We start from the raw sequence: 14,692 nt of genomic DNA on the forward strand, positions 1-14,692 counted from the left end.
ACCTCACGCTTGCCGGGAATGTTCAAGTTCGGCCACCGCCTCTTCTGAGAGCGGAACATAGCCGAGCGGTTTTAATGTCAGCCAGATGCGGGCGCTGTCTTCCAGTTCCTCGGCGTTAAACACCGCCTCACGCAGCGAGCGACCGCTTACTACCGGCCCGTGATTGGCCAGCAACGCAGCCGTATGATCTGCCGCGATTTCACTCAATGCGCTGGCAATGCCTTCATGGCCGGGCTTGAAATAAGGCAGCAGTGGTAGCTGTCCGACGCGCATGACATAGTATGGCGTTAGTGGCGGTAGACAGTTTTCTGGCGTAGAGCAAGGCAGACAGGAGAGCGCGGTCAGCCATGGAGAATGCAGGTGCACAACCGCGCCGCAGGATGGCCGATGCCGATACCACGCCAGATGCATGGGTACCTCTTTTGACGGTTTGTCGCCGCTAAGATGCACGCCGTTGGCATCCAGCCTACTTAGCGTGGCAGGATCAAGCTCACCCAGGCAGGAGTTGGTCGGGGTCACCAGATAGCCGCCATCCGGCAATTTGACGCTGAGGTTGCCGGAGCCGCCGCTGCTGTAACCACGCATAAACAAGGAACGGCCATAATGGACGAGTAGTTCGCGTAGTTGGTGTTCACTCACCGGATTCATAATGCGTACTCCTGGGCTGTAAAAAAGAAATCTTCATCACCAAAGTTGCCTGACTTCAGCGCCAGCGCCAGACCGGAGGAAAATACCCACGGCACGCCAGGCGCAATGGCTTTGCCAACGGACAGACGCTTCACCTGCAGTGCCTCTACCACGGTGCCGGATGTTTCTCCGCCTGCGACGATAAAGGTGTTTACACCTGCAACTTGTAGCTTTGCGCTCAGTCGGGAAAAAGCGTGTTCGATCGCCTGGCTGGCATTCTGTTCGCCGTACTCTTGTTGAATGCGTTGGAGTACGTCTGGCGGCTGGGTGGCGTATATCATCGGCGCGAATGGGTCGTTGATATGCGTCATCGCCCAGGCACACAGTTCATCAGTGTAGCGTTCTGTATCAGACAGGCAGCGGGCCACGTCGAGTACACGAGAGGCTGCTGCGGCCTTATAGCGATTGACCTGACGATTACTCATTGCAGAACAGCTACCGGAGAACACCACCGTTTTAGCAGGTAGTGGAAAAGCGTCCAGCGGCATGGTTTGCTGAGTTCCGGTGCAGGCGGCCAGTGCGCCACCGAGCCCGGAGCCCCCGGCTAACAGAGGGCTGGCATGGAGTGCCTGCGCCAGCGTGGTGAGATCTGCTTCATCCAGCGTATCGACGATAACGTGACGCGTACCTTCAGCCTGAAGTTGGGCCAGAGCGTTAGTGACCGCTTCCACACCTTGACGCAGCGTCGTGAGGTTGATGCAACTAACCTTGCCTGGCGTTTGCGCGCTCAGCAGGCGCGGCAGGCTGGCATCGGTCATAGGATTAAGCGGATGCTTTTCCATCCCGGATTCGTTAAGCAGTACGCCATTTACAAAAAGATGGCCATGCACCACCGTGCGCCCGTTTTGCGGCAGGGCGGGGCAGTGGACGATCACGGGTGTATGCAGCTCGTTCATCAACGCATCGCTGACCGGTCCAATATTGCCTGTTGGCGTGGAGTCGAACGTCGAACAATATTTAAAATAGATCTGGCGGACACCTGCCTTTTGTTTCAGCCAGCGGGCACAGGACAGAGATTGTGCGATGGCCTGTTCTGCGGGTAATGAGCGGCTTTTCAGCGAGATGACGATAGCTTCGACCTCTTCATTCCAGCATTGAGTGGTATCAGGCATTCCGGGCAGTAGCGCAACGCGCCACCCCTGCTGCGCCATAAAGCTTGCAATGTCCGTTGCGCCGGTGAAATCGTCGGCGATAACGCCTGTGGTGACGGCCATGGATCAACTCCGTTCAGATTGTTTGCTAATTGAACATATTATTCAGGAGGGCCTTTCACATTCACATGATGATTATCACAAATAAGCACATCATTGATTCACGGTAAAAATGAGTAATCTATTGAAAATAATGGAGAAAGATGTTTTGTTTTGCGAAAAGAGTCTCACAAGAGAGTGTGAAGATTCGTTAATCTTTGAGAAAGCGAAGTCAGTAGCATGCAGCGGAGTATTATCGTGGTTGCTTTAACTCTCTTGCCAATTGATCATAATCATCTGCATAAATGAGATTATTTTTTGCGGTGAGCATCATTCTTTCTCTTGATTAAATTCTGCATATTACCGGCTTTAATTTCATTAATGCCGGAGGATACCGTGTCGTTGAAAATCCAGGATGATTATCTACAACGTTTTTTCTCGATAGCAAAAGTATTCTCCAGTGCGACTGGATTAGCCACGGTTGTGGTTGATGTAAACGGAAAAACTCTCTCGGATTGCCATAACTTTAATTCGTTCTGCACATTAATGCGGGCGGATGAACGCTATTGTACGAGTTGCCAAAAGTGTGACAAATATTGTGCTTTTGAAGGTTTAAAACACCTTAAACCCAGAATACTCAGCTGCCACGCAGGGCTAAGTCTGTTTTCTATGCCATTAATTCGCGAGGAGCATCTGTACGGTTTTATGCTCTGTGGGCAGGTGCGGGCAAAATATCAGGAATATAAAACTATCGTTATTGATAATGAATGCTCATGGATGGATGAACCAAAAATAAAAGCTGAATGGAGTCAGGTGGCGGTAGTCGATAATAATACGCTGGTGGCATCAGCTAATTTATTAAATTTTATTGTTGATAATTTTGAGACAGAACAGCAACAACCTGATGGGTTTGTTATCCCGCCAACCAGTTACATGCGTCATTATTTTACAGAGCCTTCCCGACACGAGAAAAAGCTTCTGGCAGCGTTGCGTTATATTGATGAGAATTTATATAGTGAATTATCCCTGGAATCCGTAGCAGCTCACGTTTGCTTAAGCGCAAACTATTTCAGCCGTTTTTTTAAGAAACGGCAGGGCGTTAACTTTAAAACCTGGGTGAATCAGAAAAAAATGCAAAAAGCGGGGGAGTTATTGCACGATCCCGTTCATTCAATAGACAGCATTGCCCGGAAACTCCAATACGCACAAACCAGTTACTTTTGCCGTGTTTTCCGGGCGGCGCATCAAACGTCGCCCCAGTCTTTTCGTCATGCCAGACTGTCACAGTAAAGGTTTTCCGGCAGCGTGATGGCTTCAGGGATAAAAGAGAGCCGATCGCTCAGGGTTACCACATCACCAATCACTATCAGCGCAGGGGGGAGGATGTTAGCTTCCTGCGCCTTGCTCAGTAGTGAACCGAGCGTACAGGTCAGTCGGCGTTGGTTATCGCGGGTGGCGGACATAATTAGCGCTGCAGGCGTATCTGCTGATTTTCCACCCATCAATAATTCCTCACAGATAAACGCCAGATTGGCGATACCCATGACGATAACCAGCGTACCATTCAGTTTGGCCAGCTGACGCCAGTCCTGCTGTTGGTTGCCCTCCCGCGTATGACCGGTTACCACGTGAAATCCCGAGGCGAAATCGCGGTGTGTTACCGGAATCCCGGCATAGGTCAGGCCACCAATGGTTGAGCTAATACCCGGCACCACTTCAAACGGGATGCCTGTCTCGACGAGATCCTCAACTTCTTCAGCCCCGCGTCCAAAAACATACGGATCGCCGCCTTTCAGACGCACAATATTATTGTGCGTTTGGGCATACTGGACAAGCAGTGCATTGATTTCATCCTGCGGTACACAATGGAAACCCGGGTTTTTGCCGACATTGATAAGCAGACAATCAGGTAATGCCCATTCCAAAATTTTAGGATTGACCAGCCGATCGTAAATAATGACATCAGCCTGTTTAATGCACATCATTGCTTTGAGGGTAAGTAATGAAATATCACCGGGACCTGCCCCAACGAGCCAGACCTTTCCGAAAGTTTTCACATTGTGTCCTTTATCACATCGATCAAAAAAAGGCAGAAACCACATCAAGGAATGATAAAAAGCAGTCGTTTGCCCGTAAGTTATAACGTGAAATTATCCAAAATTATCGCACTGATAATATTGATTAATATCGCAAAGTTTTTTCTGCAATAAACAAGATAACTTGAAAAATTATTAAGAACTTATTGGCGCCATTTGCTTAGGTTTAACCTTATTTAAATTGTGTTTATTGCTGCTCTTGAGTATTATTGGTTAATATTTATCCGCCATCAGTGTGAGTAAATCATGGATTGGATCAATGACATTAATGGATGAAATAAAATATAACTCTCGGTGCTTATCTGGGTAGCTTGAATTATTTTTTATAAATTAAACTATTTTTGTACGCTGCATATGGAAGAGGTTATGAGAGGAAAAATACCCAAGACGGAGTTGCTGGTAACTTTTGAAGTTGTTGCGCGTCACGAAAGTTATACCCGGGCAGCTGAAGAGCTGGCTTTGACACAAAGTGCTGTTTTCCGCCAGGTAAATGCACTGGAGGATTTTCTCAATACCGCGCTATTTAATCATGCCAAAAAACGCATTTTCTTAAATGCGGCCGGCAAACACTATTTAAGTATCGTTAAAGAAACGTTAAATAAACTTGAACGAGATACGACGACGATAATGACCTGGCAGCCGACGGTACAGGTTATTGAGCTGGCGGTGAATCCGACGTTCAGCACGCACTGGCTGATCCCAAACCTGCGTGAATTTAACAAACTTAATCCTGATATTATCGTGAACATTCATTCCCTGGCGAATATTGGTGATTTTCTCAATCGAGAGTATGACGCGGCAATCATGCGCGAAGACTTTTATTCGCCATGGTCAGGGGTTGAGTACCTGTTTGAAGAGGAAATTCTGCCGGTTTGCAGTCGCTGTTTGCTGGCCGAACCGAAACGAAAACTGGCTGTGAACGAATTACTAAACGAATTTCCGCTCTTACACCAAAGCACGCGCATCAAAGGGTGGCAGGAGTGGTTTGCGCTGTCAGATGTCAGCAGTCCGCTGGTGAATAAAGGTCCGAGATTTGATTTGTTATCGATGCTGATCGCGGCGGTCCGCTCTAATCTGGGCGTTGCGCTGCTCCCACGTTTTGCCATTCAGCACGATCTGGACAGCGGTGATATGGTCATTCCTTGCGATGTTCCAATGCGTACCGGGAATCGATTTATTATGACGTGGCGTGAAGAGAAATCGGAATCCGAGCATTTACAGATTTTCCGTAACTGGTTGCTCAGTAAGTCCGTGGTATCGCCTGCCTGAAGGTGGCTTGCGCCTTATCAGGCCTACAACGATGGGTAGGCCGGATAAGACGCGTTAGCATCGTTATCCGGCAAAAGAACGGCTACCAGTCGATCCCAACCTGTGCCTGAATACCGCGGTCAAACGCGTGTTTGACCGGGCGAATTTCACTGACCGTATCGGCCAGTTCCAGTAACAGCGTATGGCATCCGCGTCCTGTGACGATAACGCTCTGACCGGCAGGACGATTTTCGATGGCGCTGATAACCTCTTGCGTATCCAGATAGTGGTAAGCAAGCATGTAGGTGAGTTCATCCAGCACCACTAGATCGTAATGCGCATCAGCCAGCATGCGCTTACTTTCCTGCCAGACAACCGTTGCCGCCTCGATATCTGCTTGCCGATTTTGGGTTTCCCAGGTAAATCCGGTACCCATAATATGGAACTCGACGCCGAGGGGGTGCAGGGTGTTGTACTCGCCATTGTCCCACTGACCTTTAATAAACTGCGCGATGCCAACGGTTTTTCCGTGACCCACTGCGCGCGTTGCCGTGCCAAAGGCTGCGGTGGATTTTCCTTTTCCGTTGCCGGTGAAGACAATTAGGATCCCTTTCTTCTCCGTTGCCGCCGCTACGCGGGTATCAACCTGCTCTTTCAGCTTCTGCTGACGCTGACGGTGTCTGTCGTTATTGGCGCGCGCTTCCATGGAAACTCCTTAATGCCCTGCCGGACAAGTTGCGCAGCGATGCTGCTGCTCGAACTGGCTAAAGAAGTTATTGCCTTTGTCATCCACTAATACGAAGGCCGGCATATTTTTAACTTCCATCATCCATACGGCTTCCATTCCCAGTTCGGGATATTCAAGGCACTGCAGGCTTTTCACGTACTGCTGTGCCAGCAGGGCTGCTGCACCGCCAATGCTGCCGAGGCTAAATCCACCGTGTTTGTGACAGGCATCAGTGACCTGCTGGCTACGGTTACCCTTGGTGAGCATAATGAGGCTGCCACCTTGTGCCTGGAAAGCATCGACATACCCATCCATGCGCCCGCCGGTGGTGGGCCCCATTGAGCCACAAGCCTGATTTTCCGGGGTTTTGGCGGGACCCGCGTAGTAAACGATATGCTTTTTCATGTATTCCGGCATCGGTTCGCCGTTATCCAGTCGCGCTTTGATGTTCGCGTGGGCGATATCGCGAGCGACAACAATCGGGCCGCTTAACGACAGGCGTGTACCAATGGGCAGAGCGGAAAGGTCATGCAGGATGTCACGCAGCGGACGGTTCAGATCCAGTTGTACGGTCTGAGCGCCGTTTTCTACTCGCTGTGAATCAGGAATGAATTTGCCCGGATTATGCTCGAGTTTCTCCAGCCAGATACCGTGTTTATTAATTTTGGCCTTAATGTTACGGTCGGCTGAGCAGGAGAGGGCCATCGCGATTGGGCAGGAGCCGCCGTGGCGCGGTAAGCGAATTACGCGGATATCGTGGGCAAAGTATTTGCCGCCAAACTGCGCCCCGATGCCAAACTCGCGGCTGGCATTGAGCAACTCGGCTTCCAGCGCCGTATCACGGAACGCCTGGCCCAGCTCGTTCCCGCTGGTGGGTAGATTATCGTAATATTTGGTTGAAGCCAGTTTGGCGACTTTCAGCGCCTGGTCGGCGGATAAGCCCCCAACCACAAAAGCGATGTGATACGGCGGACAAGCGGCTGTACCCAGTGATTTCATTTTTTCGATCAGGAACGCAGTGAGTTTTTCCGGCTGTAGAATGGATTTGGTTTCCTGGAACAGCGCCGCTTTGTTAGCTGAGCCGCCACCTTTATTGACGAACAAGAAACGGTATTCGTTACCTGGGGTGGCGCTAATGTCGATTTGTGCGGGCAGGTTGGTCTGGGTATTGACCTCGGTATACATATCCAGCGGGGCATTTTGCGAGTAACGCAGGTTGTTTTCGGTAAAGGTGGAATACACGCCTTTGCTTAATGCTTCTGCGTCATCGCCGCCGGTCCAGACATGTTGTCCTTTGCTGGCCACTATGGTTGCCGTCCCGGTATCCTGGCAGTTGGGCAGTACGCCTTTAGCTGAAACCTCTGCATTGCGCAGCAGCTGCAATGCGACGTACTTATCGTTACTGCTGGCCTGTGGGTCGTGCAAAATGCTGGCAATCTGTTTTAAATGTCCGGCGCGCAGGAAAAATGAAGCCTCATAAAACGCCTGCTGTGCTAACAAGGTTAACGCTTCCGGTGCAACCTTGATCACTTCCTCTCCGTCTAACTCCGTTACCGTAACGTGCTGGTTACTAAGTAATTCATACTCGGTACTATCTTTACTCTGAACAAAGAGTTCCTGCCAGACAAATGGTTTAGACATGTTTACTTCTCACCTCTTCGTGTTGTTTACCGGATGGCGCTTCGCTTATCCGACCTACATCAATGCGTTAATCGTAGGCCGGATAAGCGAAGCGCCATCCGGCGTAAAGTTATTTGGCTAAAAAGACATTGGCTTTTGTCGCTTCGGCGACATATTCGATAGTTTTCTGGGCACGAACGCTGTTTCCGGCTTCATCAAGCGGTGGAGAATAGACCGCAATCGCATATTCGCCTGGGACAACGGCAACCATGCCGCCGCCGACGCCGCTTTTCGCCGGGATGCCAACGGTGTACAGCCATTTACCGCTACCGTCGTAAAGCCCGGCAATTGCCATTTCTGCCAGCACCTGCGGAACATATTTCTCATTCAGCAACTGTTTACCGTTGAACGGAGATTTGCCTTTGTTCGCGAGTACGGCACCCATTTTGGCCAGTTGCTCAACGGTGATATCCACCGAACACTGGCGGGTATAAATTTCAACGGCTTCGTCAGTGTTGCCATAGAAGCTGTTATAGGATTCCATCAGCTTGGCCAGCGCCTGATTGTGCTGGTTGGTTTCCATTTCAGATTTGAAAACCGGTTCGTTCACGGTGAGAGTGGCATCGGCCCAGACGTTCAGGTTGTCGAGGATTTTGTTCCAACGATCTGTTTTGTCTTTGGCTTCGATCAGGCTAACGGTGCTCATGGCCCCGGCGTTTACCAGAGGGTTTTCAGGCGCGCCTTTGGTCAGTTCAACGGCTAAACCTGAGTTGAATGGCATACCGGTGGCATTGGCGCCAAGTTTATCCAGCACTACCTGAGGACCGTGCTGCTCCATGGCAAGCGCCATGGTGAACACTTTACTCAGGGATTCCATTGGGAAAGGTTTGTTAACATCGCCAACCTGGTAGATCTTGCCGTCCACCGTCGCAATGGTGATGGCAAAATTTTTCGGGCTATAGGTCGCCAGAGCAGGGATGTAGTCGGCGACTTTTCCATCGTTGTTACTTTTGTACTTCTGATGAGCCTGTTCTATCAGCTTGGCGTAGTCGGGCGTGGTTTGCGCGAATGTGGTTGCGCTAAACAAGACGCTGAAAGAAAAGAGACTCACGCCGAGAATTGTTTTATTCATTATGCATTCCTGTTGGTGTGCTCATCTTGGTGCCGGATGGCGGCGTACCGCCTTATCCGGCCTACGGATGGTTAAACGTTATGTAGGCCGGATAAGCGCGAGCGCCATCCGGCAATGGCGTTGTGTCAGGAGATGGCAACTTCTGACGGTTCGGTCACCGGACGTTCTTGTTCCGGGGTCTTCACCGGCGCAGTTCCACGGCAACCCTGGCCGTAGTGTTCGCCTTCCCAACGACCCACAATGGCAGCGCCCATGGCGTTACTCATAACGTTCGTGGCGGAACGACCCATATCGAGGAACGGATCGACCCCCATCAGCAGAATCAGACCTGCTTCTGGAATGTTGAACTGGTTCAGGGTTGCAGCGATAACCACCATTGATGCGCGCGGTACGCCTGCCATTCCTTTTGAGGTCAGCATCAGGATTAACAGCATGGTGATTTGCTCGCCCATGCTCAGTTCGATGTTGCACGCCTGGGCAATAAAGACGGTGGCAAATGAGCAATAAGCCATGGAACCGACCAGGTTAAAGGAATAACCGATAGGCAGAACGAAGCTGGCGATTTTTGAAGAAACACCGAATTTTTCCAGCTTGTCCAGCGTACCCGGGAAGGCGGCTTCAGAGCTTGAAGTGGTAAAGGCCAGCAGAGCGGGTTCGAGGATTGATTTAGTTAACCGTGCGATGCAAGGCCCGACGATCATCGTAGACAGGCCAATCAGGATCGCCCACAGCATACCCAGCGTAAGGTAGAACTCACCCATGAAGATCCCGGCGCTAACCATCACACCCAGACCACGTTCGGCAATCAGACCTGAAATAGCGGCAAAAACGGTCAATGGTGCAAACAGCATGACGTAACCCGTCAGCTTCAGCATGACGTGCACCAGTGAATCCAGCACTTTCACGATAGGATCGGCTTTTTCACCAATCGCAGCGAGGCTGCAACCGAGGAAGATTGAGAACACGACGATCTGCAGAATTTCGTTACGCGCCATCGCATCGACAATACTGGTCGGTACCGCGTGTGAGATGAATACTTTCAGCGTGAATGGCTCTGACTTAACGGCGGCAACGGCTCCGACGTCATGTGGCACAAAGTTGATACCTGCGCCTGGCTGGAAGATATTAACGATAACCAGACCCAGTGCAATTGACACCAGAGAGGCGCAAATAAACAGGAAGAAGGTTTTCGAAAATATACGTCCCAGCGTTTTGGCATCGCCCATTTTGGCAATACCTACAACCAGAGTTGAAATAACCAATGGAGCGATAATCATTTTCACCATACGTAAGAATATGGTGGTGAAAATGGAAATATCTGCTGCATAAGATTTTGCTGTTTCAGCCGCGGCCATATTATTTATGGCCACCCCGGCAATCATGCCGAGTATCAGGCCTAATATGATCATCTTCGTTAAACTAATTTTCTTCATGTGTACTCCATCGGATAAAGGCTGGTAATTGGAATTGTGTAGGGTGGCGTGCGCCTGAACCTGGACAGCAGCTCAGACGCACGCCTGTTGTGACCAACCGCATGAATAATTCGAAGCACTGTGATACAGCTGAATTCTGTGCTCCAATGGTTGTTATTGTGTTTTTTTGTTACAAGTCGAACTCAATACTTAATAATGGAGCGTGTTGCTGCGCACCATAAACATCATTGTCACCGACGTTGCCGGAAATAATATCTCGTGGCATGACGATTTTTACGGCATTCGCTGGATCGAACCAGACGATATTGTGAATAAATTCAGGCTCAACATTATATAAACCGGCAATAAGCTGCGGCGTTAATTGCTCGCAGGCTTTTACCCGCTGATAGTCTTCCCTTGTTTTAAATAAAATATCTAAAACCAGTTCGTACGGTCCGGCGTTTTTGGAACGAATAACTTGTGCCAGTGAACAAATTGAGTGTTTCATGCCTGAACTCCTTCTGGCGTCACCTGTTCAATGTGGAAATCAAAACGCAGCGCATCGCTCGCTTCAATCAGGTGATAGATCGAGAACTCATACACCGGTCCACTCTGAATATCAGATGGCGAGAACGGGAAGGCGAGGTTGCCCGCAGTCGCAATACGATTTTCATAGCCGTAGTGCAGCAGGGTAGAGCGCACCAGCGAGCAAACACTGTTAGCGATATCCTGTGTTGGCGCAACGACATCCAGTAAAATTCCCAGTTCATGGCCCGCAGTTTTCATCGGCTCATGGTTGCCCATCACACCGTTCTTACCGTACAGGTGGAACGTCATACGGATACTGTCGTCATTCAGTGAGAGGTTACGTGCAACGCTTGCCTGTACCTCTTCAAGAATCGTGTCAATCCCGGCAATCATAATCGGGTCACGTGTTCCGGCGATGGTCAGGCAACGGAAGCCAACCTGGCGTGCACCTTCCAGTTTCAACGCATACGGTGTTTCTTCATGGCGTGAACCGCTGACATACACTTCACCCTCGTTAACCTGGGTGAAAGTGCATGCCTTCAGGTTCAGCACACCGCCTGGCCCTGGCAGGAAGTACGGATCTGACTTCTCGTACAGAGTGTGCGCTGCTGCGGAAGTCTCGGTGAACTTACGCTTGGGATTGAACGCCTTCAGCGTAAAGCCGTTATCGTCAATGATTCCCATCGCACAATCTGAGCCGGAACCAGGGGTGGCGGCAATGGCTGCACACTCAAGGATCTTACCGCAATGAAGCGCCAGACCTTCATCAAAGCCCTGCATAATCGGCAGCGCGGCGAAGCAGGCCGGATCGTAGGCACGTCCGCCCAGGACCACCTGCGCACCGGCTTTCAGCGCACGCTGGAAAGGTTCGACGCCCATCTGCGCGACAATGTAGGTGCTCTCTTCAATGGCCTCGTGAGTCAGTTCAGGCACAAAATCGAGCGCGGTGATTTTGCCGTTATCCAGCGCCTGATGAACGATTTCTTTGTCGACATCAGACGGAATCAGCGCCATTGAGAAAGACAGTTTTTCTTCCTGCGCGATCTCATGGATTATCTGGCGACACCACTCCAGATGCGGAGCTGCGCCAGAACCACCGGCTGTGCCGATCACGACAGGGATGTTGTTCTTAACGCCTGCCACAATCATATAGCGCAGATCGCGTTTCACACCGGCCCTGTCAGTAAAGGGTTTACCTGCCCCCAGGTAGTGGGGGCCAGGATCGGAGGAACCTGCGTCAACAGCAATAAGATCCGGTGACTCTTCCATGGCTTTACGAAAACTTTCTTCCGGGAAGCCATAACCCAGGATAGCCGTAGGCGATAAGATCTTAAATGTGCGTGCCATCTCTTAATCCTTAGTTTGCAACAGCGCGATGGTGCGGTTCATTTCGTTAAACACGATGTTGAGACCTTCATCGAAACCCATACCCGGTTTGATCAGCATGCGCATTGGACGCGCGGCCAGCGCGACGTGTACGCAGGTACGAGCACTGATTTCCGTTTCGTTACAGGTACCGCCCTGATAGGCTTCCATTCCGTGTTTGTTGCAATACAGCACTGCATCAACGATGTTGTGAATACCGCCCAGGTCCGGGGTTTTAATCTGCACCATGTGGCAGCTGCCCGCGTCGGTGAAGTCCACGATGTCCTGATAGGTGTTACACCATTCATCCGCAACGATTTTCACGCCAGAACCCAGACGAGTCAGCTCCTGAGTGATCTCGGTTAACATGCGGATCTGATCCGGCTTGTTACCGGCATCAACCGGGCCTTCAATGTACAGCGGCAGGCCTTGCGCTTCGGCTTCCAGGCTGGCGATGTATTCGGCGCAACGCACTGGATCCATATCGAAGATCAGACCGATGGTGCCGTAGACATCAATGTGCAGCGTTGGGTGATAGCTATCGTTGGTGCGCAGGCTCAGGATGCGGTTAGATAACCAGCGGACGTACTCACGCAGTTTTTCACCTTTAAAGCCCAGCTTCTCTTCTACGTTATTGATCAGCGCATGCGGTAGGACATCCACACCTTTGAGGATCATCTTGTCGACGGCGATATAACGGTCGTCGCCGCTCTGACCAAATAACGGAATGGCTTCCGGGACGCATGGCAGCTGCCATTCATCACAAACCACTTCGGCTTTCAGACGACCGGTAGCCAGTGCCGCTGCGTCGAGCAGCGCCTGAGACAGACCATAACGTACGGCGGTATGCAGCAGATGGCCATCAATACGCAGTTCGTCAAAGAAACGGGCGTTGGTCAGGAACGAATCAACGTCACGACCTTCCAGCAACGGCTTGATGTGGTCGTTGAGGAACGGAATGAAGTTTTCAGCCAGGAACAGCGGGTCACGACCGCCTGCACCTGAATATTGCACCGCTGCGCAATCGCCCACAGCCACCGCGCCGTTTTCCAGAATCAGCTGTACGGAAACACATTCACCCGCCTGACGAACAGACGTAAATCCAGGCGTTACCGGATCGCCGGTATAGATAAACCCGTCATGACCGGCGCCGTTTTTGATGGCCTGCTGATCGTCAAAATAAAATGAGGAGTAGCCAGCTGTGAAAAGGGCCTGTTTAATTTTCATTATGGTCTTCCTATTAATTTACTGTGGGATACGGCGTTGATGTCATCAATGACCATCTGGAAAGAAGGCTTGCGACCTTCGAAATGTGCGCGCTCTGCAACGTAGTCGTGGTGCAGGGCGAGAATATCTTTCGGCAGCGGCACGGCACCGGCTTCAAGAATACGGATTGCGCCTGTGTTATCGCGAACAGGCAGGATCTTACCGGCGTTACAGGCGGCAGGAGCGAAAGGCACATCCAGCACGCCAGCTTCAAAGGCAAGCACCGTACCGCGCGCAATGTCACCATTGCCCAGTTCGAAGACTTTCTTCAATACCGCGCGGACTTCGCTCTTAATCAGGTCAACTTCCTGCTCCACGGCAGCGCACTGCGGGAATTTCTGATCGCTGACCATGTTGAGCATCTGGCGTGACGCTTTCAGACCCTGGGCGTTAGCTGCCGCGGTTGGGATACCGAATGCTTCGTGCGGACTTTTGGTAATAACTTTTGTGGCACCAGACATACCGGCAACCGCTGCGCCCCAGGCGATAACGGAGAAGGCTTTTGCTTCATCTTCCGGGAATCCGCCCATCCACTGGTGGAAAACGGTGCTCAGCTCGTAATCGTCGAAGCCATGGTTATGGAAGTATTCGTGGGACAGTTCACGCAGTGCCTGAATAGCAGCGATATCCTGTGTCAGGCTACCGACCTGGCCGTAGCCGACGGTAATAGACTTCACGCCCTGTTCCAGCGCCAGCAGACCTTCGATAATCGCGACTGAGTGGGACATGAACGGCGGGATCAGCGTGCCGGTCAGCGGACCAAACGGTTCCCGGTTGATGCGAATGCCGTTCTCTTCGTACAGACCCATCAGACGGTCGCAGTACTGCCAGTCGCGGATAGATTTTTCCAGGGTGACGCGTTTGGCGTAAGGGATGTTGTAGGAGATACCGCCGCCTTCGTAGCTGGTAAAGCCACTGGCCATGGCGATTTCTGCCAGCAGACGCGCATCCGGTGTACCATGGCGAACCTGGATCGGTTTATCCAGCGATTCAGTCATACGACGGCAGGCAGCAACCCCGTGATTGACGACCGGTAAACCATTCAGCTTGGAAGTACCTGCTTCGATGGATTTTTGGATCCCGATAGCGGCTTCTTCATAGCGGTTCAGACGGGTATAGGCATCGATAGTACTTGGCAGGAGGTCGCACTCTTCCTGCAATGTTTTGAGCAGCGCAATATGCTCATCCATTAATGCCACACCTGCGCGCGGCTGGCTCAGAGTTTTACCTTCCTGATCGGCCTTCAACAGGGCGAGGGAGAAACGCTTTTTCTCTGGAATTGATTGCTGGTACTTCACGCCATCTTCGAAGTTCTCAACGTCTTTGCCGGTTTCCCAGGTTTGTAACACCTGATGCCTTTCGGTCATAAATTCGTCGTGGGTCAATTTTTTATTTCGAAGTTCCATTCGTAGCTGCCTTAA

At 51.1% G+C, this 14,692-nt stretch carries 13 protein-coding genes; 2 read left to right on the top strand and 11 right to left on the bottom strand.

The features are described from left to right. Positions 1-3: 3 nt before the first annotated feature. Positions 4-648: a 3-oxo-tetronate 4-phosphate decarboxylase gene (otnC, locus tag BZK40_RS10870; protein ID WP_008784146.1), complete on the bottom strand. Its 645-nt coding sequence runs from the start codon at positions 646-648 to the stop codon at positions 4-6. Then, complete coding sequence (otnK, locus tag BZK40_RS10875; protein ID WP_079934622.1) at positions 645-1,901, bottom strand: 3-oxo-tetronate kinase; 1,257 nt, start codon at positions 1,899-1,901, stop codon at positions 645-647. The genes otnC and otnK overlap by 4 nt, the downstream gene beginning before the upstream one ends. 372 nt (positions 1,902-2,273) lie before the next feature. Here otnK and BZK40_RS10880 point away from each other — a divergent pair, with 372 nt between their 5' ends. Continuing rightward, a complete protein-coding gene (locus BZK40_RS10880) occupies positions 2,274-3,167 on the top strand; it encodes a PocR ligand-binding domain-containing protein (RefSeq protein ID WP_079934623.1) in 894 nt (297 codons plus the stop codon). On the opposite strand, the gene cobA is transcribed toward BZK40_RS10880, so the two are convergent. After that, complete coding sequence (cobA, locus tag BZK40_RS10885; protein WP_003831416.1) at positions 3,146-3,934, bottom strand: uroporphyrinogen-III C-methyltransferase; 789 nt, start codon at positions 3,932-3,934, stop codon at positions 3,146-3,148. The two genes, BZK40_RS10880 and cobA, sit on opposite strands and share 22 nt — an antisense overlap. Before the next feature lie 405 nt (positions 3,935-4,339). Here cobA and BZK40_RS10890 point away from each other — a divergent pair, with 405 nt between their 5' ends. Further along, on the top strand, positions 4,340-5,242 hold the full coding sequence (locus BZK40_RS10890; RefSeq protein WP_079934624.1) for a LysR substrate-binding domain-containing protein: 903 nt from the start codon (positions 4,340-4,342) through the stop codon (positions 5,240-5,242). An 82-nt stretch (positions 5,243-5,324) separates the two neighbouring features. On the opposite strand, the gene cobO is transcribed toward BZK40_RS10890, so the two are convergent. The 8 genes from cobO to BZK40_RS10930 all read right to left on the bottom strand — a co-directional run bounded on the left by cobO (position 5,325) and on the right by BZK40_RS10930 (position 14,677). Next, positions 5,325-5,927 carry a cob(I)yrinic acid a,c-diamide adenosyltransferase gene (cobO, locus tag BZK40_RS10895; protein WP_008784150.1) on the bottom strand — a complete coding sequence of 201 codons (603 nt, stop codon included), beginning with the start codon at positions 5,925-5,927 and terminating at the stop codon, positions 5,325-5,327. Positions 5,928-5,936: 9 nt separating this feature from the next. Beyond that, positions 5,937-7,589 (bottom strand): class I fumarate hydratase, encoded by a 1,653-nt coding sequence (locus tag BZK40_RS10900; RefSeq protein WP_057068971.1) that lies wholly within the window; start codon positions 7,587-7,589, stop codon positions 5,937-5,939. Between the two features lie 109 nt (positions 7,590-7,698). Beyond that, positions 7,699-8,700 (bottom strand): glutaminase A, encoded by a 1,002-nt coding sequence (gene glsA, locus BZK40_RS10905; protein WP_032942734.1) that lies wholly within the window; start codon positions 8,698-8,700, stop codon positions 7,699-7,701. A 125-nt stretch (positions 8,701-8,825) separates the two neighbouring features. Next, positions 8,826-10,133, bottom strand: coding sequence for a dicarboxylate/amino acid:cation symporter (locus BZK40_RS10910; protein WP_079934625.1), 1,308 nt, complete (start codon positions 10,131-10,133; stop codon positions 8,826-8,828). A gap of 169 nt (positions 10,134-10,302) precedes the next feature. After that, positions 10,303-10,620, bottom strand: coding sequence for a DUF4387 domain-containing protein (locus BZK40_RS10915; protein WP_003831425.1), 318 nt, complete (start codon positions 10,618-10,620; stop codon positions 10,303-10,305). Continuing rightward, entirely contained in the window at positions 10,617-11,987 is a 1,371-nt protein-coding gene (locus BZK40_RS10920) for an acyclic terpene utilization AtuA family protein (RefSeq protein ID WP_003022951.1), read from the bottom strand. Before BZK40_RS10920 ends, BZK40_RS10915 begins: the two co-directional genes overlap by 4 nt. A 3-nt stretch (positions 11,988-11,990) precedes the next feature. Then, complete coding sequence (locus BZK40_RS10925) at positions 11,991-13,232, bottom strand: methylaspartate ammonia-lyase (RefSeq protein WP_032942736.1); 1,242 nt, start codon at positions 13,230-13,232, stop codon at positions 11,991-11,993. Further along, positions 13,232-14,677, bottom strand: a complete 1,446-nt coding sequence (locus BZK40_RS10930; RefSeq protein WP_079934626.1) for a methylaspartate mutase subunit E — start codon at positions 14,675-14,677, stop codon at positions 13,232-13,234. Before BZK40_RS10930 ends, BZK40_RS10925 begins: the two co-directional genes overlap by 1 nt. Positions 14,678-14,692: the final 15 nt, after the last annotated feature.

It is taken from the genome of Citrobacter portucalensis, from assembly GCF_002042885.1.
Classification (GTDB): domain Bacteria; phylum Pseudomonadota; class Gammaproteobacteria; order Enterobacterales; family Enterobacteriaceae; genus Citrobacter; species Citrobacter portucalensis.

What these genes read in the sequence shown, in the direction of transcription:
- cobO (WP_008784150.1), bottom strand. Translation starts at nt 5,927, where the DNA reads ATGGAAGCGCGCGCCAATAACGACAGACACCGTCAGCGTCAGCAGAAG.
- otnK (WP_079934622.1), bottom strand. Translation starts at nt 1,901, where the DNA reads ATGGCCGTCACCACAGGCGTTATCGCCGACGATTTCACCGGCGCAACG.
- BZK40_RS10890 (WP_079934624.1), top strand. Translation starts at nt 4,340, where the DNA reads ATGAGAGGAAAAATACCCAAGACGGAGTTGCTGGTAACTTTTGAAGTT.
- BZK40_RS10925 (WP_032942736.1), bottom strand. Translation starts at nt 13,232, where the DNA reads ATGAAAATTAAACAGGCCCTTTTCACAGCTGGCTACTCCTCATTTTAT.
- BZK40_RS10930 (WP_079934626.1), bottom strand. Translation starts at nt 14,677, where the DNA reads ATGGAACTTCGAAATAAAAAATTGACCCACGACGAATTTATGACCGAA.
- BZK40_RS10900 (WP_057068971.1), bottom strand. Translation starts at nt 7,589, where the DNA reads ATGTCTAAACCATTTGTCTGGCAGGAACTCTTTGTTCAGAGTAAAGAT.
- glsA (WP_032942734.1), bottom strand. Translation starts at nt 8,700, where the DNA reads ATGAATAAAACAATTCTCGGCGTGAGTCTCTTTTCTTTCAGCGTCTTG.
- BZK40_RS10920 (WP_003022951.1), bottom strand. Translation starts at nt 11,987, where the DNA reads ATGGCACGCACATTTAAGATCTTATCGCCTACGGCTATCCTGGGTTAT.
- otnC (WP_008784146.1), bottom strand. Translation starts at nt 648, where the DNA reads ATGAATCCGGTGAGTGAACACCAACTACGCGAACTACTCGTCCATTAT.
- BZK40_RS10910 (WP_079934625.1), bottom strand. Translation starts at nt 10,133, where the DNA reads ATGAAGAAAATTAGTTTAACGAAGATGATCATATTAGGCCTGATACTC.
- BZK40_RS10915 (WP_003831425.1), bottom strand. Translation starts at nt 10,620, where the DNA reads ATGAAACACTCAATTTGTTCACTGGCACAAGTTATTCGTTCCAAAAAC.